The sequence below is a fragment of the Marinobacter halodurans genome (assembly GCF_004327985.1).
Classification (GTDB): Bacteria; Pseudomonadota; Gammaproteobacteria; order Pseudomonadales; family Oleiphilaceae; genus Marinobacter_A; species Marinobacter_A halodurans.
Window position 1 is genome coordinate 46,348 of record NZ_SJDL01000009.1, and the last position, 18,503, is coordinate 64,850.

Sequence of the window (18,503 nt, forward strand, 5' to 3'; positions counted from 1 at the left end):
GCGTTATTCTCCGGGCGGGGCAGCGAAATCTTCAGGCCGCGCCCGCACCCGGTTACGGCGGATATCCCGCACCTCGGTCATCCAGCCCACGCCGTCGATCAGTTCACCGGTTTCCATATCGAAGGGCGGATACGGCAGGTTGCGGTCGTCGCAGTAGCGGGTGACTTGCGGCTGGCACCAGCGAAACAGCAGGCGCCCGTATTCGTCATCCGGCATGCGCCGCCGCTCGAACATCCCCGCTTCCGAGCGCTGGCGCTGGGCCTCGGCCAGAATAATGGCGCAGGCCGCCGAGACATTGAGCGACTCCACCATCCCCATCATCGGCACCACGATATGTTCGTCCGCCTGTGCGGCGGCCTCCGGGGAGACGCCATCAAGCTCATTACCCAAAACCAGTACGCAGGGGACGGTGAAGTCGACATCCCGGTAGTCGATGGCGCGGTCCGACAACTCGGCGGCGTAGATCCGCCGCCCCCGGCCGCGCAGCTCACTGATGGCCGAATCCATATCCGGGTGGGTGTGGGTGGTCACCCAGTTGTGGCTGCCGCCGGCCGTCTTGCGGAAGGCCCGATAGCCCTCACGCGGCCAGACGGTGTGCATGTTGGCCACGCCGAAGGCATCGCACGAGCGAATGATCGCCGACACGTTGCGCGGCTTGTGGATCTGGTCGGTGAGTACATGCAGGTCCGGCTGGCGACGGTCCAGGGTCCCTTTGATGCGGGCAAGTCTTTCAGGCGTCATGACAGGTGATGGCGTCGCTCAGTCGTTGTTCCGGTGATGGCCCGGGCTCCCCGGGAACGGCGTGACGCCGCTCTTGACCCGGCCCAGCGGGCGCTCGGCGGCTGCCGGCTCCACCTCGTCGATCCGCACGATGGCATTCATGGGGATATAGGTGCGCTGAACCCCCTCGAACTCGGTCCGCAGCTTCTCCTGGGAAGGGTCCACCAGCACCTGGCTACGCTCGCCGAAGGTCAGCGCCTCCACTTCCAGGAAACCGAACATTTCGCTGGGATACACATGCCCGGCGTAGATTTCAAAGACTTCGTCCTGATTGTAGAAAATAATCTTGTAGCACTTCTTGGCAACCATTCAGACAACTCCAGCGATGCTCATGCCCACTTTCGGGGCCACACAGAGGCGCGTATGGTACCACGACGCAACGGCAATCGAACCTCCCCTCTGGTTGCGCTTTGATCAGGCCGTTATAATAGCCCGTTTCCCTTCACCCAACGATCAACCGAGTTCCATGACCAAGAAGCTGTTTATCAAGACCCACGGCTGCCAGATGAACGAGTACGATTCATCCCGCATGGCCGACCTGCTGAAATCCGGTGAAGACGTCGAGATGACCGACAACCCGGACGATGCGGACATCCTGCTGCTGAATACCTGCTCGATCCGCGAAAAAGCGCAGGAGAAGGTGTTTCACCAGCTTGGACGCTGGAAGCAGCTCAAGTCCCGCAAGCCCGAACTGGTGATCGGCGTGGGCGGCTGCGTGGCCAGCCAGGAAGGCCAGGCGATCATCGACCGGGCGCCCTATGTGGACATGGTCTTCGGTCCACAGACTCTGCACCGCCTGCCGGAGCTGATCCAGGAATCCCGCAAGGGCGGCGTGGGCGTAGTCGACGTCAGTTTTCCGGAGATCGAGAAATTCGACAACCTGCCCTCCCCGGGTGCCGACGGCGCATCGGCGTTCGTCTCCGTCATGGAAGGCTGCTCCAAGTACTGCACCTTCTGCGTAGTGCCCTACACCCGCGGCGAGGAAGTCAGCCGACCGGTGGACGACGTGATTGCCGAAGCGGCGCACCTGGCCAGCCAGGGCGTACGCGAGGTGAACCTGCTGGGCCAGAACGTCAACGCCTACCAGGGCGAAACCTATGACGGCGATACCATCGACCTGGCCGAGCTGATCACCATGATCGCCACCATCGACGGCATCGAACGCATCCGCTTCACCACCTCCCATCCGGTGGAGTTCTCCGATGCGCTGATCGACGTCTACGAGACCGTGCCGGAGTTGGTCAGCCACCTGCACTTACCCGTCCAGAGCGGCTCCGACCGCATACTGGCGGCCATGAAGCGCGGTCACACGGCACTGGAATACAAATCCAAGCTGCGCCGCCTGCGCCGGATCCGGCCGGACATCAGCTTCTCGTCGGACTTCATCATCGGCTTCCCGGGCGAAACCGACCGGGACTTCGAGGCCACCATGAAGCTGATCGAGGACATCGGCTTCGACGTGTCCTTCAGCTTTATCTACAGCCCGCGCCCGGGTACGCCCGCCTCCGACCTGCCGGACGACACGCCGATGGACGTCAAGAAGCAGCGCCTGAGCATCCTGCAGCAGCGGATCAACCAGCAGGCGCAGGAAATCAGCCGCCGGATGGTCGGTACCACCCAGCGCATCCTGGTTACCGGCCTGTCCAAGAAAGATCCGGGCGAATACGCCGGTCGCACCGAAAACAACCGGATCGTCAACTTCCGCACCGATAACCCCGATGTGGTCGGCCACTTCATTGACGTTGAAATTGTCGAAGCGCTCCCCAATTCTCTAAGGGGAAAACCCGTTGACGATTTGCTGCACTGATCGATCCGCGCCGGCCCCACTGGCGCGGTCATCCATTCTTTTATCCGTGAGGACTGCTTGAACAGCGACGACGCGAAACAGTTTGACCTGAAACCTGCCGATCCCCGCCGGCTGGCGACCCTGTGTGGCCAGTTCGACGAACACCTGAAGCACATCGAGCGGCGCATGAGCGTGCGCATCGGCTACCGCGGCCACCATTTCCGGGTCGAAGGCGAGACCGAGCACGCCAACGCCGCCGCCGAAGTCCTGCGCCACCTGTACCGGGAGACGGAGGCGCTGGACGACATCTCACCGGACATGGTGCACCTGTATATCCGGGAATCCGGATTCGAGCGCCTGCCCGAAGAGAAAGCCTTCGACGGCAGCCAGATCATCGTCAAGACGCCGAAGCTGCAAGCCCGGCCTCGCGGCAAGAACCAGCAGCGCTACGTGCACAACATCCGCTCCCACGATGTCAATTTCGGCATCGGGCCGGCCGGCACCGGCAAGACCTGGCTGGCGGTGGCCTGCGCCGTGGAAGCGCTGAAGGACGAACAGGTCAAGCGCATCCTGCTGGTCCGCCCGGCGGTGGAGGCGGGCGAAAAGCTCGGCTTCCTGCCCGGCGACCTGGCGCAGAAGGTGGACCCATACCTGCGCCCGCTCTACGACGCCCTGTACGAGATGCTCGGCTTCGAGCAGGTGACCAAGCTGATCGAAAAGAGCGTGATCGAGATCGCGCCACTGGCTTTCATGCGCGGCCGAACCCTGAATAATGCCTTCATCATCCTCGACGAAAGCCAGAACACGACCCGCGAACAGATGAAAATGTTCCTGACCCGGATCGGCTTTGGCTCAACGGCGGTGATTACCGGCGATACCACCCAGGTGGACCTGCCGCGGGGCCAGCACTCCGGTCTCGTGCATGCGGCGGCGGTGCTGAGCAAGGTAACGGGCATTGGCTTCACCCGCTTCGACGCCCGTGACGTGGTGCGTCACCCGCTGGTCCAGCGGATCGTCGAAGCCTACGACGATCATGACGAAGCGGTCGCCGGGGGCAAGAACCCGTGACGCGACTGGCGGTGGATATCCAGGTCGCTTCGGAACATTCGGACCTTCCCGACATCGAAAGCCTGACCCGCTGGGCCAGCCAGGGCTGGCAGGGTGAGGACGATTCCGAGGTGACGCTGCGCATCGTTGACGAGGACGAGAGCGCGACCCTGAACGGCCAGTACCGGCAGAAGGACCGGCCCACGAACGTGCTGTCATTCCCGTTCGAGCAGCCCGAGGGCATCACCGTGCCGCTGGCCGGTGACCTGGTGATCTGTGCCGGCGTGGTCGCCCGCGAAGCCCTCGAACAGGGTAAAAGCCGGGATGCCCACTGGGCACACATGGTGATTCATGGCATGCTCCACCTTCAGGGGTATGATCATATCGATGACCGGGATGCTGAAATCATGGAAACCCTGGAGATCCGCCTGCTGGCGGAACTGGGCTTCAGCAACCCCTATCTTGCAGAGGACACGGATCAAGACTCATGAGCGACGATCACTCGAGTCGCAGCCAGGGCAATAAGTCCTGGCTGGAACGCATTTCCCAGGCTTTCTCCAACGAGCCGGAATCCATCACCGACATCCTTGAAGTCCTGCGGGATGCCGAATCCGAAAACATCATCGATGCCGATGCCATGAGCATCATCGAAGGGGCCATGCAGGTCACCGATATGCGCGTCGATGAAATCATGATCCCCCGCTCGCAGATGGTCACCGTCAAGGCCAGCGCGGAGCCCAGGACGTTCCTCAACGACATCATCGAGTCGGCCCACAGCCGCTTCCCGGTCATCGGCGATAATCAGGATGACGTCATCGGCGTGCTGCTGGCCAAGGACCTGCTGCCGCTGGCCCTGAACAACGAACTGACCTGGAACAAGATCCGCGAGATCCTGCGCCCACCCACCTTCGTGCCCGAGAGCAAGCGACTCAACCAGTTGCTCAAGGAATTCAAGGAAACCCGCAACCATATGGCCATCGTGGTGGATGAATACGGCGGCACCGCCGGCCTGATCACCATCGAGGATGTGCTGGAGCAGATCGTCGGCGAGATCGAGGATGAACACGATTTCGACGAAGAAACCCACATCAAGGCCCGGGCCGACGGCAGCTACGCCGTTAAGGCCATGACGCCGGTCGACGACTTCAATGCCTTTTTCGACACCGAGCTGGATGAAGAGGAGTTCGACACCATTGGCGGGCTGGTCCTCCGGGAATTCGGCCACCTGCCCCGGCGCGGTGAAGAGATTGAATTTGGCGGTTTCCAGTTCACCATCCTGAACGCGGACAATCGTGTCATCCGATTGATACAGGTCCGCCGCCGTGAGTCCTGACCAGCCTCCCCTCGTTCGAATGCTTCAGCTCCTGGCGCTGGTGGTGGCCGGCGGACTGCAGACCCTGACGTTTGCGCCGTTTGGCTACGCCTGGCTGGCGCCGCTCTCGATCCTCCTGGTCCTGGCGGCCGTCATTCCCGGCGGCCCCCGGCGCCTGTTCCTGAAAGGCTGGCTGTTGGGACTGGGGCTGTTCGGCAGCGGTGCCTCCTGGGTCTACATCTCCATCAGCCAGTATGGCAATACCTCGGCGCCCCTGGCCGTGGTACTCACCGTCCTGTTTGCCGCCGGCCTGGCCCTGTTTCCCGCCCTCACCTTCTGGGCCTGGGGCAAGCTGGCCGGCGACCGTCCGGCGCGACGGCTGATCCTGTTTCCGGCGTTCTGGGTCCTCGGTGACTGGGTTCGCAGCTGGCTGCTCACCGGGTTTCCCTGGCTCTACCTGGGAACGGCACAGGTGGACGGCCCCCTGGCGGGCTACGCGCCGGTCGTTGGCGTCCATGGCGTGACCTTCCTGATCGTTGCCTCCTCAACGGCCCTGTTTGGCGCCGCCCTGATGGTGCTCCGTCGGCGCAGAGTCGCCGCCGCTGTGACCGTCCTCCTGGCCGTACTGCCCTGGCTGATTGGCCCTGCACTGAGGGGGGTTAACTGGACCCAGCGTGACGACAAACCCATGGGCATCACCGCGGTCCAGGGCAACATCCCCCAGCAGATCAAATGGGACCCCGACTTCCTGAAGCAGCAGATCGTGACTTATCTCGACCTGACCAAGGACGACTGGGACCAGGACCTGATCCTCTGGCCGGAGACCGCCATCCCCATCACCCAGGACCAGGCCGGCCCGCTGATCGAGAACCTGGCTTCCCGGCTGGGCGAGAAATCCACGCTGATCACCGGGATTCCCTGGCACGGTTTCAGCGACCGGCTGGAGGACTTCACCTTCCGCAACAGCATCATGGCCATCGGCAACGGCAATGGCATGTATTACAAGCAGAAACTGGTGCCTTTCGGGGAATATGTGCCGTTACAGCAGTACCTGCGCGGCCTGATCGGATTCTTCGACCTGCCCATGTCGAGCTTTTCGCCGGGCCCCTCCGACCAGCCGCCGCTGATCGCCAACGGCCACAGGGTGATGCCGTTTATCTGCTACGAGATTGCCTATCCGGATTTCGTGGCGCGCAATGCGGCGGACACGGACCTGCTGATCACCATCAGCAATGATGGCTGGTTCGGCCATTCGATCGGCCCGCTGCAGCACCTGCAGATCGCCCGGATGCGGGCATTGGAAACCGGTCGTTTCGTGCTGCGCGGAACCAACAACGGTGTCACGGCGATCATCGACGATCACGGCCAGATCACCGAGCGGATTCCGCAATTCAGGCAAGGGGTGATGCGAGGCGAAGTCTATCCGGTGACGGGCGCCACGCCCTTCATGACCGCCGGTTCCTGGCCGATCCTGATCCTGGCCATGATCCTGGTGGTGTTTGCCCGGCCCCGGGTCATCCCGGAGCCGAGTCGCCAGACCCACGCGGGTTGATGATCAGTCCGCGGTATCGCCGCTGACCTCGGGTTCATGGGGCCAGCGCGCGGTGACCCGCTCAAAGTAATGGGAACCGCAGGCTTCACAGGGCTCGATATGGCTGGTCTCCACCAGGCAGAGCATGTGACCGCACGCCACACAGCGCAAGACCCCCGCGGTGGCAATCTCCCCGCTGATGTACTGCCCCGGCTGATGATGCAGCTTGTGATCCAGCTCAAGCGTATCAAGCCGGGTCTTGTCGGCAACAGAGAACAGCAGATCCAGCAATTGATGCTCGATCAGCGCCAGATCAAGCCGCAGCCATTCGCCGACACCTTCCCCCGTTTCGCCGACAAAATGCATCAGGTGCGAGACATCCCGCCGGACATAGGCAGCCAGCAGGTCCACCTCCTCCCGGGTCAGCTCTTCCAGGCCGTTCTCGAATTCCACCGCCTCTTCGACCGCTTCGTGCAGGCTGTCCCAGCTCTTGCGCTCCACCTCGTTCAGGCGCTTGACCACACGCTCAAGCATGCGGTTGTAGACTTTCAGTGCCTTTCCGGTAAAGGCCGGTTTATCGTCATTCTCACTCATGGACATCTCCTCGCCAGGAAAACCACCGGTGAATACCTCCACTGATTCAAGTTTGGCACAGTCCATGCCGGACTGCCGAGGCTCTTTTGCTGCAGGGTACCCGGATCGCGCCGGCAGGCTACCTGTTGGGGCCCGTGTGCGTTAAAATGCGCGGTCTCCCCGTGACGGAAACGCCAGCGTCACGTGTATCGAACCGATATGGCCAACACCGACCGACAACAGGGTAACCTCAGTAATGGCAGGAATGGACGAGCAATATCGCCCGCAGGAAATCGAGAAAAAGGCCCAGCAGTTCTGGGAAACCAATGAAACCTTCTCGGTGAAGGAAGAGCCCGGCAAGCCGAAGTACTACTGCCTGTCCATGTTCCCGTACCCCAGCGGCAAGCTGCATATGGGGCATGTCCGCAACTACACCATCGGCGATGTCATCAGTCGCTACCAGCGCATGCAGGGCAAGAACGTGCTGCAGCCGATGGGCTGGGATGCCTTTGGCCTGCCCGCGGAAAACGCGGCGGTGAAGAACAAGTCCGCCCCTGCCAAGTGGACCTACGCCAATATTGAATACATGAAGGACCAGTTGCGCCAACTGGGCTTCGGCTACGACTGGAAGCGGGAACTGGCCACCTGCTCGCCGGATTACTACAAGTGGGAACAGTGGTTCTTCACCAGACTCTACGAGAAGGGCCTCGTCTACAAGAAGATGGCGACCGTCAACTGGGATCCGGTGGACCAGACGGTGCTCGCCAACGAACAGGTTGTCGATGGTCGAGGCTGGCGCTCCGGCGCACTGGTGGAGCAGAAGAAGATTCCCCAGTGGTTCATCAAGATCACCGACTACGCCGAAGAACTGCTCAACGACCTGGACGCCATGGACGAGTGGCCGGAACAGGTGCGTACCATGCAGCGCAACTGGATCGGCAAGTCCACCGGTGTTGAGCTGACCTTCCCGCTGGATGGCCGCGACGACGAACTGCGGGTCTACACCACCCGCCCCGATACGCTGATGGGCGTGACCTACATGGCCGTCGCGGCTGAACACCCGCTGGCCAAGGCCGCCGCCGAGCGCAACCGGGAAGTCGGCAATTTCGTCGAGAGCTGTCGTAACAGCAAAGTGGCCGAGGCCGATCTGGCCACCATGGAAAAGCAGGGTATCGACACCGGCTTCAAGGCCGTGCATCCGCTGACCCAGGACCTGATCCCGGTCTACGTTGCCAACTTCGTGCTCATGGATTACGGCACCGGCGCGCTGATGGCGGTCCCCGGGCACGACGAGCGCGACCACGAGTTTGCGCGAAAGTATCGGCTGCCCATCAAACAGGTGATCTCATCCCGGGATCATCAGGAGCTCGATATCCAGGAAGCCGCTTTTACCGAGAAGGGCTACCTGGTCAATTCCGGCAAGTACAACGGCCTGACCAGTGAGGAAGCCTTCGAGGAGATCGCCGACCACCTCGAAAAGAGCGGCATCGGTGAACGCAGGGTGAACTATCGTCTGCGGGACTGGGGCGTGTCGCGCCAGCGCTATTGGGGTGCGCCCATCCCGATGATGACCCTGGAAGACGGCACCGAAATGCCCGTGCCGGAAGACCAGTTGCCGGTCCGCCTGCCGGAAGACGTGGAAATGGACGGCGTGAAGTCACCCATCAAAGCGGATCCGGAATGGGCCAGGACCACCTATAACGGCCAGCCGGCCACCCTGGAAACCGACACCTTCGACACCTTCATGGAGTCGTCCTGGTATTACGCCCGGTTTGCCTGTCCCGACTACAAGGAAGGCATGCTGGACCCCGCCGCGGCCAACTACTGGCTGCCGGTGGATCAGTACATCGGCGGCATCGAGCATGCCATCCTGCACCTGCTCTACGCCCGCTTCTTCCACAAGCTGATGCGGGACGTGGGGCTGGTGGAAAGCTCAGAGCCGTTCAAGCGCCTGCTCTGCCAGGGCATGGTACTGGCCGAAACCTATTTCCGTGAAGACGCCAACGGCGGCAAGGAATGGATTTCACCGAGCGACGTGGAAGTCGAGCGCAACGACAAGGGCCAGCCCGTCAGCGCCAGGCACAAGCAGGACGGCCAGCCCGTCGAATCCGGCGGCATCTCCAAGATGTCGAAGTCGAAGAACAACGGCATCGATCCGCAGGCCATTATCGATCAGTTCGGCGCCGATACCGTTCGCCTGTTCATCATGTTTGCAGCACCGCCGGAGCAATCCCTGGAATGGTCCGACAGCGGCGTGGAAGGGGCGCACCGCTTCATCAGGCGTCTCTGGCGCATGGTGCATGAGCACGTCAGTGGCGGTGCCGCACCGGCGCTGGACCTGGACAACCTGACCGATGCCCAGCGCGACCTGCGGCGCAAGACCCATGTAACCATCGACAAGGTCAGCGACGACGTCAGCCGCCGCCTCACTTTCAACACGGCCATCGCCGCCGTGATGGAGTTGCTCAACGAGGTCAGCAAACTGGAAGTCGAGGCGGAGAGCGACCGCGCCGTGGTCCAGGAAGCACTGGATACGGCCGTACTGCTGCTGTCGCCGATCATTCCGCACGTTTGTCACAGCCTCTGGGCAACGCTGGGTCACAACGACGCGGTGGTCGACGCCAACTGGCCGGAAGCCGACGCAGACGCCATGGTGCGTTCGACGATCCAGATGGTGCTGCAGGTCAACGGCAAGGTCCGCGCCAAGGTCGACGTACCGGCCAACCTGCCCAAGGACGCCCTCGAAGCCCTGGCCCTGGACGACGAAAACGTCCAGCGCTTTACCGACGGAAAAACCGTCCGCAAGGTGATCGTGGTTCCGGGCAAGCTCGTGAACATCGTCGCCAACTGATCGGGCATTACAGTCAACGCCGGGCCGGGAGTTGTCATGGCAAGGAAATGGGAAAAGGCGTCAGTTCACACTGCCCTCCTGCTGGGGGCCACGCTCCTGATGGGAGGCTGTGGCTTCCAGCTACGGGGGGCGCCACCTGTGGCCGCCGCGTTGCAACCCCTGAGCCTGGAATGCGACAGCAGCGTACCGTTTGAGTTGTGCGACACCGTGCGCCAGCAACTCGATGACGGCGGCATCAAGCTGGCGGAGCCGGCTGAAGCGGCCTACCGCGTGAAGCTCAACGGCTTCAAGCAGAGCCGGCGGGCCAGTGCGATCCAACTGGATGCGTCGGCCGCCGAATACGACCTGCGCCAGTCGGTCGACGTCAACGTCATCAGCCATGACCGGATTCCGGTGCTGGCCGATGCCGAAGTGCGTACCAGCGAGATCTACAGCTACGACGACACCAATGTCCTGGCCAAGCGCCGGGAGGAAGAAAGCATCCGTCAGACCCTTTACCAGCGTCTGGCCCAGCAGGTGATTTTCCGCCTGGCACCGCTGACCGATGAGCGCCTGCAAGTCATCCGTAACGATTATGAGAAGGCCCAGGCCCAGCCGTCCACGGAGTCGCAATGAAGACCAACCCTGCCCAGCTCGACCAGGTCCTGTCCCGGGGGCTGGCACCGGTCTACCTGGTGTCCGGGGACGAACCGCTGCTGGTCCAGGAGTGCTGCGACAGGATACGCGCGAAAGCCCGGGAAGCCGGCTATAGCGACCGCCAGATCTTCCATAACGACCGCAGCATGGACTGGGGCCAGGTGGGCGAAGAGCTTAACGCCCTGTCCCTGTTCGCCGAGCGCCGGCGCATCGAAATCCACCTGCCCACGGGCAAGCTGGGTGACGGGCGCAAGGTTCTCGAGCAGGTCCTGCAGGCGCCTCCCGACGACATTATCCTGATCCTGATCAGCATCCGCCTGGATGCCGCAGAAACCCGGCGCAAGTGGTATAAGCAGCTTCAGGACAAGGGCGTCCACGTGCCGGTATGGCCGATCGATGCGGACAAGTTCCCCGGCTGGCTGCAGCAGCGCGCCAGGGCCCAGGGCCTGACCCTGACCCAGGGCGCCGTGGCGGAACTGGCCGAACGCCTTGAGGGCAACCTGCTGGCCGCCAGCCAGGAGATCGACCGGCTGGCCCTGTTGGCACCCGACAAGACGGTTGACGAGGAGATCGTCAACCAGGCGGTCCTGGACAGTGCCCGCTTCAGTGTCTTCGAGCTGGTGGGTGACATTCTCGCCGGCAAAACCGAGCAGGCGCACCGGATCATCGGCATCCTGCAACAGGAAGAGGACAACCCGCTGGGCCTGTTGGCCATCCTCAGCCGCGACCTGCGCATGGCAGGCCGACTCCAGTCGGCACTGCAACGCCGGGAAACCGCCAAGGACTTCTTTCGCAGCAACAACATCCGCCAGCCCCAACGCATGCGCCAGCTGGAGCAGGCCGCACGACGCCTGCGTCCGCACCAGATCCGCCAGGCCCTGATCCAGTGCAGCAACATCGACCGCAGCGCCAAGGGCTACGATAGCCTTTCCCCCTGGCACCACCTCCGTACCCTGACCAGCGAACTGGCGGCCGTTCGCCGCTGAATCCTTGATTCAGGACAAGAAATGGTCTGAAAAGCCGGCCAATCATCCGCCACAACCGGGATCCTGTTGACAGGTTCAGGGCACCGGGCGCATCGTTGAATCAGTCCTGAATACTCTGCCGGAGGAACGACGATGGGCTGGAAAGACGATCTGCACAAACTCTCGGATACCCTGAAACAACAACGGGATGAGATACGCCTGCAACTCCATCTTGCCCGCCAGGATGTGCACGATGAGTGGGAGGACCTGGAGGACTACTGGAACCAGTTCAGGCGCAAGCTGGATGACCTGAGGCGGGATGCTTCCGATGCCTCGGACGATGCCTATCGCACCGCGCAGGAGATCGGTGAAGACCTCAAGGAAGGTTACCAGCGGATTCGCTCCCGCATGAAGAACCACTAGTATCCCCACCTCTTGGCCGATCCGGCCATTTCGACGCTGACTGCCGGTTTTTGTGAAAAATGCGGTACCGCCTCACAGACGAGGCGGTCCCATTGCCTAATATTTATACACGTAACCACCCATCCACGGGACAGGCCGATCACACGGCAACTCGAGTCAGGTTGGAAAAGACACCATGAAAGCACGAGCTATTCTGATGACAGTGGCTCTGGTGCTGAGCAGCCAGGCCAGCTCACAAACCACCCTCTCCGATCCGGACCAGGTGGCCAACGATATTTTCTGGAACAGGCTCTATCAGGATGGTGGCAAGACGTTCTTCTGCCAGGAGCCTTTCAATGGCAAGTCGTTCCTGTTGTCGGTGGGCTATATCTACCCGCTTAGCCATGTCCGCAACGCCCTGCATTGCGGGTCACCCACCCAGTGCGAGCGGGAGAGCGATGCTTACCGCTACATCGCCTCGGACCTGCACAACATGATCCCGGTGGAGACTCAGGTGGAGATGCGGCGGCGCAACGCCAAGTACGCGCAGCTGGATGAGCGGGTCAGCGCCAACGAATGCGGTATCCGGGAAAGCCTGCAGAATATCGAGCCACCGGATGCGGTCAAGGGCGATGTCGCCCGGGGTGTGGCCTACATGGTCCAGACCTATGACCTGCCCCTGATCGCGTCACCACAGGTTCTGGCAAGCTGGAATGAGAGCGATCCCCCCGACGACCAGGAACTGGCCCGCAACCGCCGGATCTCGGAAATCCAGGGCAGCGACAATCCCTTCATCAGCCACCCGGAACGGCTCGACGGCAACATCTGACAGCAGGCTGGAACGACGCTTCATCCAATAAAAAAGGGCCGCCTGGCAATCCGGGCGGCCCTTTTTCCTGACAAGGGCGTCGAGGTACGGGTCAGAACTCTTCGGCAGTCAGTGCCATCATCGAGGCACTGCCACTGCGAATGCCTTCCGCCAGGGAGACCGTCTTCGGCAACATCCGGTCGAAGTAGAAGCGCGCGGTCTTCAGCTTGCCGGAGTAGAAGCCGGAGGTGTCGCCTTCGGCCTTCGGTGCCGCGGCCTTGACGATCCGCGCCCACATGTAGGCCAGCGCCGTCAGGCCAAACAGGTCCAGGTAGTCCACCGACGCCGCCCCGACTTCGTTCGGGTTCTCGGCCGAGGCCTCGACAACGCTCTCGGTGACGTCCGCCAGACGTTCCAGGGAAGCCGCCAGCGGCTCCAGGTAAGGCCGCAGGGCGGCGTCGTTCTGGTTGGCTTCGATGAATGCGCCCACGTCCTCGGCGAACAACTCGAAGAAGCGGCCGCCGTTGGCCACCACCTTGCGCCCCATCAGGTCCAGCGCCTGGATGCCGTTGGCGCCCTCATAGATCTGGGTGATGCGCACATCACGGACCAGTTGCTCCTGGCCCCATTCGCGGATGAAGCCGTGGCCGCCGAACACCTGCTGGCCGATCACGCAGGCGTCCAGGCCGCGGTCGGTCAGGAACGCCTTGGCCACCGGCGTCAGCAGCGCCACCATGGCCTCGCCGTGCTGACGACGCTCGTCGTCCTCGGCGTACTTGGCGACGTCCAGCCACTGGGCCACGTAGGTGGAGAAGGCGCGGCCGCCCTCGACATAACCCTTCATGGTGAGCAGCATGCGGCGCACGTCTGGATGGACGATGATCGGGTCGGCGGCTTTATCCTGCTCCTGCACGCCGGTCGGGGCCCGGCTCTGCAAACGCTCCAGGGCGTATTCCCGGGCGCTCTGCAGGGATGCTTCGGCGGCGCCGATGCCCTGGATGCCCACGCCCAGGCGCTCGTAGTTCATCATGGTGAACATGGCAGCCAGGCCCTTGTTGGGTTCGCCCACCAGCCAGCCCCTGGCGCCGTCGAAGTTCATCACACAGGTGGCGGACGCCTTGATGCCCATCTTCTTCTCGATGGAGCCACAGGCCAGGGTGTTGCGCTCGCCCAGGGAGCCGTCCTCGTTGACCAGGAACTTCGGCACCAGGAACAGGGAGATGCCTTTCGGGCCCTTGGGGGCGTCCGGCAGCTTGGCCAGCACCAGGTGGATGATGTTCTCCGCCATGTCGTGCTCGCCCCAGGTGATGAAGATCTTGGTCCCGGTGACGTTGTAGGAACCGTCGTCATTCGGCTCCGCCCTGGTGCGGATGATGCCCAGGTCCGTACCGGCGTGGGGCTCGGTCAGGTCCATGGCGCCGGACCAGGTGCCCGGGTACAGGTTGGGCAGGTATTTCTCTTTCAGCGCCTGGCTGCCGTGGGCGTCCAGCGCCAGGCAGGCACCGGCCGTCAGCATCGGCGCCAGGCCGAAGGCCATGTTGGCGCCCTGGATCATTTCCTCGAACTGGGCCACCAGGGTCTTGGGCATGCCCATGCCGCCGAACTCGGGGTTACCCCCCAGGCCATTCCAGCCGCCTTCCACGATGGTCTGGTAGGCCTCCCTGAAGCCTTCAGGCGTGGACACCTCACCCTCGTTCCATTTGCAGCCCTGTTCGTCCGCTTCGCGGTTCAGGGGGGCCAGCACGCCGCCGGCGATCTTGCCGGCTTCCTCGAGGATGGCGTCCGCCGTCTCGGGATCCACATTTTCCGCCACCTTGGGCAGGGAGGCCCACAGGGTCGGGGCGTCGAAGACTTCGTTCAGTACGAACCGGATGTCACGCAGGGGTGCCTGATAATCTGCCATCAATAAATTCCTCTCTGTACGAGCGTGAACAGACGTAGTCGTTGTTATAGGTCGGGAGTTTAACCGAAAACCGGACCGCCTCTCACGGCCTGATTCCCGTCGCCAAAGCGTCTCTGCGAGCGCCGGACAACGGAAACAACCGGGGACCTACGAAAAAGCCCGCCTCCACGGGAGAACGGGCTTTCCTTGCCTCATGACCGTCGCGTCGCTTAGAACGCGAAGTGCTCTTCCGGCAGGTCCATCAGGCTGTCGGCGCCGGCCAGCATGCTTTCCGCATGGCCTTTGGCGCGCGGCAGCAGGCGCTTGAAGTAGAAGCGCGCGGTCTGGACCTTGGCGTTGTAGAAGGCTTCCTCGGAGGTGCCTTCCGCCATGGCGTCCAGCGCTACCTTGGCCATGCGGGCCCACAGGTAGGCGAAGACCGCATAACCGGAGTACATCAGGTAGTCGACGGACGCCGCGCCCACTTCGTCCCGGTTCTTCATGGCGTTCATGCCAATCTTCATGGTCAGGTCGCCCCACTCCTTGTTGATCGCCTGCAGCGGCTCAACAAATTGCTTCAGCTGTTCGTTGTCGGCGTTTTCCTTGCAGAACACGTGAACCTGCTTGGTGAAGCCCTTCAGCGACTCGCCCTGGGTCATCAGGACTTTACGGCCCAGCAGGTCGAGCGCCTGGATACCGGTGGTGCCCTCGTAGATCATGCCGATCCGGGCGTCACGGACGTTCTGTTCCATGCCCCACTCGGAGATGAAGCCGTGACCACCGAAGACCTGCATACCCAGGTTGGCGGATTCGTAACCAATCTCGGTCAGGAACGCCTTGGCGATCGGGGTCAGGAAGCCGAGCATCTCGTCGGCGGCCTTGCGCTCTTCCTCGGTCTTGCCCTGGTGCACGATGTCCGCCTGCTGGGCGGCCAGATAGATCAATGCACGTGCGGCTTCGGCCACGGACTTCTGGGTCAGCAGCATGCGGCGCACGTCCGGGTGGACGATGATCGGATCCGCCGGGCCGTCCGGGTTCTTGGCACCGTTCAGGGAACGCATGGCCAGACGCTCTTTGGCATAGGTCAGTGAACCCTGGAAGCCCAGTTCCGCCGCGCCCAGCCCCTGGATCGCAGTACCGATACGGGCGGTGTTCATGAAGGTGAACATGCAGTTCAGGCCCTTGTTTTCCGGCCCGATCAGCCAGCCCTTGGCGCCGTCGAAGTTCATGACACAGGTGGCGTTACCGTGGATGCCCATCTTGTGCTCGATGGAACCACAGGAAACGGCGTTGCGCTCGCCCACGGAACCGTCTTCGCTCGGCAGGAACTTGGGCACGATGAACAGGGAGATGCCCTTGGTGCCTTCCGGCGCGCCCGGCAGGCGCGCCAGGACGATGTGGACAATGTTCTCGGCCATGTCGTGCTCACCGGCCGAGATGAAGATCTTGGTGCCGGAAATGCTGTAGGAACCGTCGGCGTTCGGCTCAGCCTTGGAGCGCAGGATGCCCAGGTCGGAACCACAATGCGGCTCGGTCAGGCACATGGTGCCGGTCCACTCACCACTGGTCAGCTTGGTCAGGTACACCTGCTTCTGCTCTTCGGAACCGTGCTGCTCGATGGTGTTGGTCGCACCGTGGCTCAGGCCCGGATACATGCCCCAGGACCAGTTGGAGGTGCCGACCATCTCGCTCATGACGATGCCGATGGAGCTCGGCAGGCCCTGGCCGCCGTAGTTGGGATCGGCGGTCATGGAAGGCCAGCCGCCTTCCACGTACTGCTGGTAGGCTTCCTTGAAGCCGGTCGGCGTCTTGACCCCGTCCTCGCTCCAGGTACAGCCTTCCTGGTCACCCACCTGGTTCAGCGGAGACAGGACCTGCTCACAGAACTTGGCACCTTCCTGGATAATCGCATCAACCATATCCGGAGTCGCGTCTTCGGCACCTTCCAGGTTGGCGTAATGCTGTTCGCTGTCCAGAAGCTCGGACATTACAAATTTAATGTCACGCAGGGGCGCTTTGTACTCAGGCATGGGTTACACCTCATTCTCGGTCGTGTCCGGCGGGATCCGCGGGAGCACCGGCCTTCGGTTTGGCACGTGGGTGGGCACAGATGCCCAACCCGTTAATTAAACAGTTGTTTGAAACATACGTTTGTAAGTGGGCGCGTGTCAAGAGTCCGGTGAGCAATTTATGCGATCCGTATCATGCGTTGGAGAGAGCGCCCGCCGGGCCGGCAGGCCATGCGGGGAGGGATCAGGCGGTTGCCTGGAACGCCGTGGCCGGCGTGTCCGATTCGAGACCGGTCAGCCCTTCGACACGGCGGTAGGTGGCCCCGGCGGCACGGCTGGCAGGCGCCGGACTGTCGCCGTCCTCAGCGCCCGCCGGCGATGTTGCGCGACCGCCTTCCTGCGCCCTTTCGACCTGGGCCTGCAGCAGGATCTGCATAGCCTGCGCTGCTACCTGCCGATCCTGGGACGACGGCTGTGCCGGTGCCAGGGCCGCCGCCCGGACCGTGCGCATTTTGTCGATGGTCGCCTGGGGATCGCCGGAAACCGGCGCGATATCGATGGGGACTTCGCCTTCGGTGGCGTACTGGGCACCGTCCGGCCCGCGGGTGTAGGTGAAGCTGGCGGCTCCGGCATGCTGGCCACCCGCCGACTGGTGCGCCGCTTCGTGGGCCCGGACTTCCCGGTCGCGCGCTTTCAGGTCACGCAGTTCGGCCAGATCCGAATCATCCAGCGATGCGTCCGATTTGGTGCCCCGGGCGCGAGCTTTAATAGCTTCTGAAGGAGGATCCGCCTGGGCGGGGCGGGAATCCGCCGGATCCGACAGCGCTCCAGAGCGTTGGCCGGATGCCGACGACACGGCGTAGGGGAGCAAGGCTCCAATGGACGCGAGAGAAGCGGTCACCGCAGGCCTCCATCAGCTGTGCGGATCAGGCCATAACGTCGAGCAGTGTCCCGAGGGTCTCGTCGGCGGTTTTCACCACCTGCGCGGAAGCCTCGACATTGCGGGCATAAAGCTTCATGTCGACGATGGGTTCGATCAAGTCGTTACTGCTTTCGGCACTGCCCTGCGGGCCATCCGTACCGGCACGGGCGATCTTGCGGGCGGACATTTCCATCCCCGCCATGCCGTCCTGAACACCCTGAACACCGATTGCGAAACTGTTGTTGCTGATCATCATGGTGACCGCCTATTGGACCATGCCTGCATTGAAGCAGAGCACTGGTCAATTATCAATCAACGGTTTCAAATCGATACAATTTATCAGCGCTTCAATATCGGGCTCCTCCTGCCAGGGCAGTTCCCCCAACAGGGGTGCCGGCACATGCTCGCGCAAGTAGACCAGGTTTTCGGCTTCAACCGGCATGGGCTCCGGTGCCAGCCGGTTGGCGACCCAACCCGCCAGGGGCAGGCCATCGGCGCGGATGGCCTCGGCGGTCAGCAGCGCATGGTTGATACAGCCCAGTTGTAAAGGCACCACCATGATCACTGGTGAATTCAGTTCCTGGGCCACCCGGGAATAGGTTTCCCGGTCATTCAGCGGCACCCGCCAGCCGCCGGCCCCTTCGACCAGCATCAGGTCGGCCGGCCGCATCTGCATTCCCCGACACAATCCGGCCAGACGCTGGGCCGTCAACTGGCGCCCGGCCTGGACCGCCGCAATATGGGGCGCAATCGCCGGCGCCAATGCGACCGGGTTGACCTGGTCGTAAGGCAAGGCCTCGGTCATTGCCGCCTGCAATGCCAGGGCGTCTTCATTGCGCAACCCTTCGGGCGTCTCCTCACAGCCGGAGGCCACCGGCTTGATGGCGACGGTGCGCAGCCCGGCCTGGGCCGCCGCGCGCAGCAGAACAGCGGATACCAGGGTTTTCCCGACACCGGTATCGGTGCCGGTGACAAAAAAGGTACGTTTAGCCATGGTTT

18 protein-coding genes are annotated in these 18,503 nt (G+C 62.6%); 10 read left to right on the forward strand and 8 right to left on the reverse strand.

Features of this window, described 5'->3' with window-relative positions:
- Positions 1-3: 3 nt before the first annotated feature.
- Both trmH and EZI54_RS07725 read right to left on the reverse strand, forming a co-directional pair.
- A complete protein-coding gene (gene trmH / locus EZI54_RS07720; protein WP_131480698.1) occupies positions 4-741 on the reverse strand; it encodes a tRNA (guanosine(18)-2'-O)-methyltransferase TrmH in 738 nt (245 codons plus the stop codon).
- Positions 742-759: 18 nt separating this feature from the next.
- Positions 760-1,089 (reverse strand): DUF1820 family protein, encoded by a 330-nt coding sequence (locus tag EZI54_RS07725; RefSeq protein ID WP_131480700.1) that lies wholly within the window; start codon positions 1,087-1,089, stop codon positions 760-762.
- Positions 1,090-1,246: 157 nt separating this feature from the next.
- Between EZI54_RS07725 and miaB the strand changes: the two genes are divergently transcribed.
- From miaB to lnt, 5 genes are read left to right on the forward strand one after another with little or no spacing between them, the layout of a single operon-like run.
- Positions 1,247-2,587 carry a tRNA (N6-isopentenyl adenosine(37)-C2)-methylthiotransferase MiaB gene (gene miaB, locus EZI54_RS07730; protein ID WP_131480702.1) on the forward strand — a complete coding sequence of 447 codons (1,341 nt, stop codon included), beginning with the start codon at positions 1,247-1,249 and terminating at the stop codon, positions 2,585-2,587.
- Between the two features lie 57 nt (positions 2,588-2,644).
- Positions 2,645-3,634 (forward strand): PhoH family protein, encoded by a 990-nt coding sequence (locus EZI54_RS07735; protein ID WP_131480704.1) that lies wholly within the window; start codon positions 2,645-2,647, stop codon positions 3,632-3,634.
- Positions 3,631-4,104 (forward strand): rRNA maturation RNase YbeY, encoded by a 474-nt coding sequence (gene ybeY / locus EZI54_RS07740; protein WP_131480706.1) that lies wholly within the window; start codon positions 3,631-3,633, stop codon positions 4,102-4,104. The genes EZI54_RS07735 and ybeY overlap by 4 nt, the downstream gene beginning before the upstream one ends.
- Complete coding sequence (locus EZI54_RS07745) at positions 4,101-4,946, forward strand: HlyC/CorC family transporter (protein ID WP_131480708.1); 846 nt, start codon at positions 4,101-4,103, stop codon at positions 4,944-4,946. Before ybeY ends, EZI54_RS07745 begins: the two co-directional genes overlap by 4 nt.
- 19 nt (positions 4,947-4,965) lie before the next feature.
- A complete protein-coding gene (lnt, locus tag EZI54_RS07750; RefSeq protein ID WP_131480710.1) occupies positions 4,966-6,477 on the forward strand; it encodes an apolipoprotein N-acyltransferase in 1,512 nt (503 codons plus the stop codon).
- Between the two features lie 3 nt (positions 6,478-6,480).
- On the opposite strand, the gene EZI54_RS07755 is transcribed toward lnt, so the two are convergent.
- Entirely contained in the window at positions 6,481-7,050 is a 570-nt protein-coding gene (locus EZI54_RS07755) for a zinc ribbon-containing protein (protein ID WP_131480711.1), read from the reverse strand.
- A gap of 244 nt (positions 7,051-7,294) precedes the next feature.
- Between EZI54_RS07755 and leuS the strand changes: the two genes are divergently transcribed.
- The 5 genes from leuS (at position 7,295) to EZI54_RS07780 (ending at position 12,712) form a co-directional block, all read left to right on the forward strand.
- On the forward strand, positions 7,295-9,880 hold the full coding sequence (gene leuS, locus EZI54_RS07760; RefSeq protein WP_131480846.1) for a leucine--tRNA ligase: 2,586 nt from the start codon (positions 7,295-7,297) through the stop codon (positions 9,878-9,880).
- A gap of 36 nt (positions 9,881-9,916) precedes the next feature.
- Positions 9,917-10,495, forward strand: a complete 579-nt coding sequence (locus tag EZI54_RS07765) for an LPS-assembly lipoprotein LptE (protein WP_131480713.1) — start codon at positions 9,917-9,919, stop codon at positions 10,493-10,495.
- Positions 10,492-11,502, forward strand: a complete 1,011-nt coding sequence (gene holA, locus EZI54_RS07770) for a DNA polymerase III subunit delta (RefSeq protein WP_131480715.1) — start codon at positions 10,492-10,494, stop codon at positions 11,500-11,502. Before EZI54_RS07765 ends, holA begins: the two co-directional genes overlap by 4 nt.
- 132 nt (positions 11,503-11,634) lie before the next feature.
- A complete protein-coding gene (locus EZI54_RS07775; protein WP_131480717.1) occupies positions 11,635-11,904 on the forward strand; it encodes a hypothetical protein in 270 nt (89 codons plus the stop codon).
- Positions 11,905-12,079: 175 nt separating this feature from the next.
- Positions 12,080-12,712 carry an endonuclease gene (locus EZI54_RS07780; RefSeq protein WP_131480719.1) on the forward strand — a complete coding sequence of 211 codons (633 nt, stop codon included), beginning with the start codon at positions 12,080-12,082 and terminating at the stop codon, positions 12,710-12,712.
- 91 nt (positions 12,713-12,803) lie between these two features.
- Here EZI54_RS07780 and EZI54_RS07785 read toward each other — a convergent pair whose 3' ends face one another.
- The 5 genes from EZI54_RS07785 to bioD all read right to left on the reverse strand — a co-directional run bounded on the left by EZI54_RS07785 (position 12,804) and on the right by bioD (position 18,498).
- Positions 12,804-14,594, reverse strand: coding sequence for an acyl-CoA dehydrogenase C-terminal domain-containing protein (locus EZI54_RS07785; protein WP_131480720.1), 1,791 nt, complete (start codon positions 14,592-14,594; stop codon positions 12,804-12,806).
- Between the two features lie 209 nt (positions 14,595-14,803).
- Positions 14,804-16,603, reverse strand: a complete 1,800-nt coding sequence (locus EZI54_RS07790; RefSeq protein WP_131480722.1) for an acyl-CoA dehydrogenase C-terminal domain-containing protein — start codon at positions 16,601-16,603, stop codon at positions 14,804-14,806.
- Between the two features lie 223 nt (positions 16,604-16,826).
- Positions 16,827-17,483, reverse strand: a complete 657-nt coding sequence (locus tag EZI54_RS07795; RefSeq protein WP_207389178.1) for a putative metalloprotease CJM1_0395 family protein — start codon at positions 17,481-17,483, stop codon at positions 16,827-16,829.
- Positions 17,484-17,508: 25 nt separating this feature from the next.
- Positions 17,509-17,757 carry a flagellar basal body rod C-terminal domain-containing protein gene (locus tag EZI54_RS07800; protein WP_131480850.1) on the reverse strand — a complete coding sequence of 83 codons (249 nt, stop codon included), beginning with the start codon at positions 17,755-17,757 and terminating at the stop codon, positions 17,509-17,511.
- 48 nt (positions 17,758-17,805) lie between these two features.
- A complete protein-coding gene (gene bioD, locus EZI54_RS07805) occupies positions 17,806-18,498 on the reverse strand; it encodes a dethiobiotin synthase (RefSeq protein ID WP_131480724.1) in 693 nt (230 codons plus the stop codon).
- Positions 18,499-18,503: the final 5 nt, after the last annotated feature.

What these genes read in the sequence shown, in the direction of transcription:
- trmH (WP_131480698.1), bottom strand. Translation starts at nt 741, where the DNA reads ATGACGCCTGAAAGACTTGCCCGCATCAAAGGGACCCTGGACCGTCGC.
- EZI54_RS07725 (WP_131480700.1), bottom strand. Translation starts at nt 1,089, where the DNA reads ATGGTTGCCAAGAAGTGCTACAAGATTATTTTCTACAATCAGGACGAA.
- miaB (WP_131480702.1), top strand. Translation starts at nt 1,247, where the DNA reads ATGACCAAGAAGCTGTTTATCAAGACCCACGGCTGCCAGATGAACGAG.
- EZI54_RS07745 (WP_131480708.1), top strand. Translation starts at nt 4,101, where the DNA reads ATGAGCGACGATCACTCGAGTCGCAGCCAGGGCAATAAGTCCTGGCTG.
- lnt (WP_131480710.1), top strand. Translation starts at nt 4,966, where the DNA reads ATGCTTCAGCTCCTGGCGCTGGTGGTGGCCGGCGGACTGCAGACCCTG.
- EZI54_RS07755 (WP_131480711.1), bottom strand. Translation starts at nt 7,050, where the DNA reads ATGAGTGAGAATGACGATAAACCGGCCTTTACCGGAAAGGCACTGAAA.
- leuS (WP_131480846.1), top strand. Translation starts at nt 7,295, where the DNA reads ATGGACGAGCAATATCGCCCGCAGGAAATCGAGAAAAAGGCCCAGCAG.
- EZI54_RS07765 (WP_131480713.1), top strand. Translation starts at nt 9,917, where the DNA reads ATGGCAAGGAAATGGGAAAAGGCGTCAGTTCACACTGCCCTCCTGCTG.
- holA (WP_131480715.1), top strand. Translation starts at nt 10,492, where the DNA reads ATGAAGACCAACCCTGCCCAGCTCGACCAGGTCCTGTCCCGGGGGCTG.
- EZI54_RS07775 (WP_131480717.1), top strand. Translation starts at nt 11,635, where the DNA reads ATGGGCTGGAAAGACGATCTGCACAAACTCTCGGATACCCTGAAACAA.
- EZI54_RS07780 (WP_131480719.1), top strand. Translation starts at nt 12,080, where the DNA reads ATGAAAGCACGAGCTATTCTGATGACAGTGGCTCTGGTGCTGAGCAGC.
- EZI54_RS07785 (WP_131480720.1), bottom strand. Translation starts at nt 14,594, where the DNA reads ATGGCAGATTATCAGGCACCCCTGCGTGACATCCGGTTCGTACTGAAC.
- EZI54_RS07790 (WP_131480722.1), bottom strand. Translation starts at nt 16,603, where the DNA reads ATGCCTGAGTACAAAGCGCCCCTGCGTGACATTAAATTTGTAATGTCC.
- EZI54_RS07800 (WP_131480850.1), bottom strand. Translation starts at nt 17,757, where the DNA reads ATGATCAGCAACAACAGTTTCGCAATCGGTGTTCAGGGTGTTCAGGAC.
- bioD (WP_131480724.1), bottom strand. Translation starts at nt 18,498, where the DNA reads ATGGCTAAACGTACCTTTTTTGTCACCGGCACCGATACCGGTGTCGGG.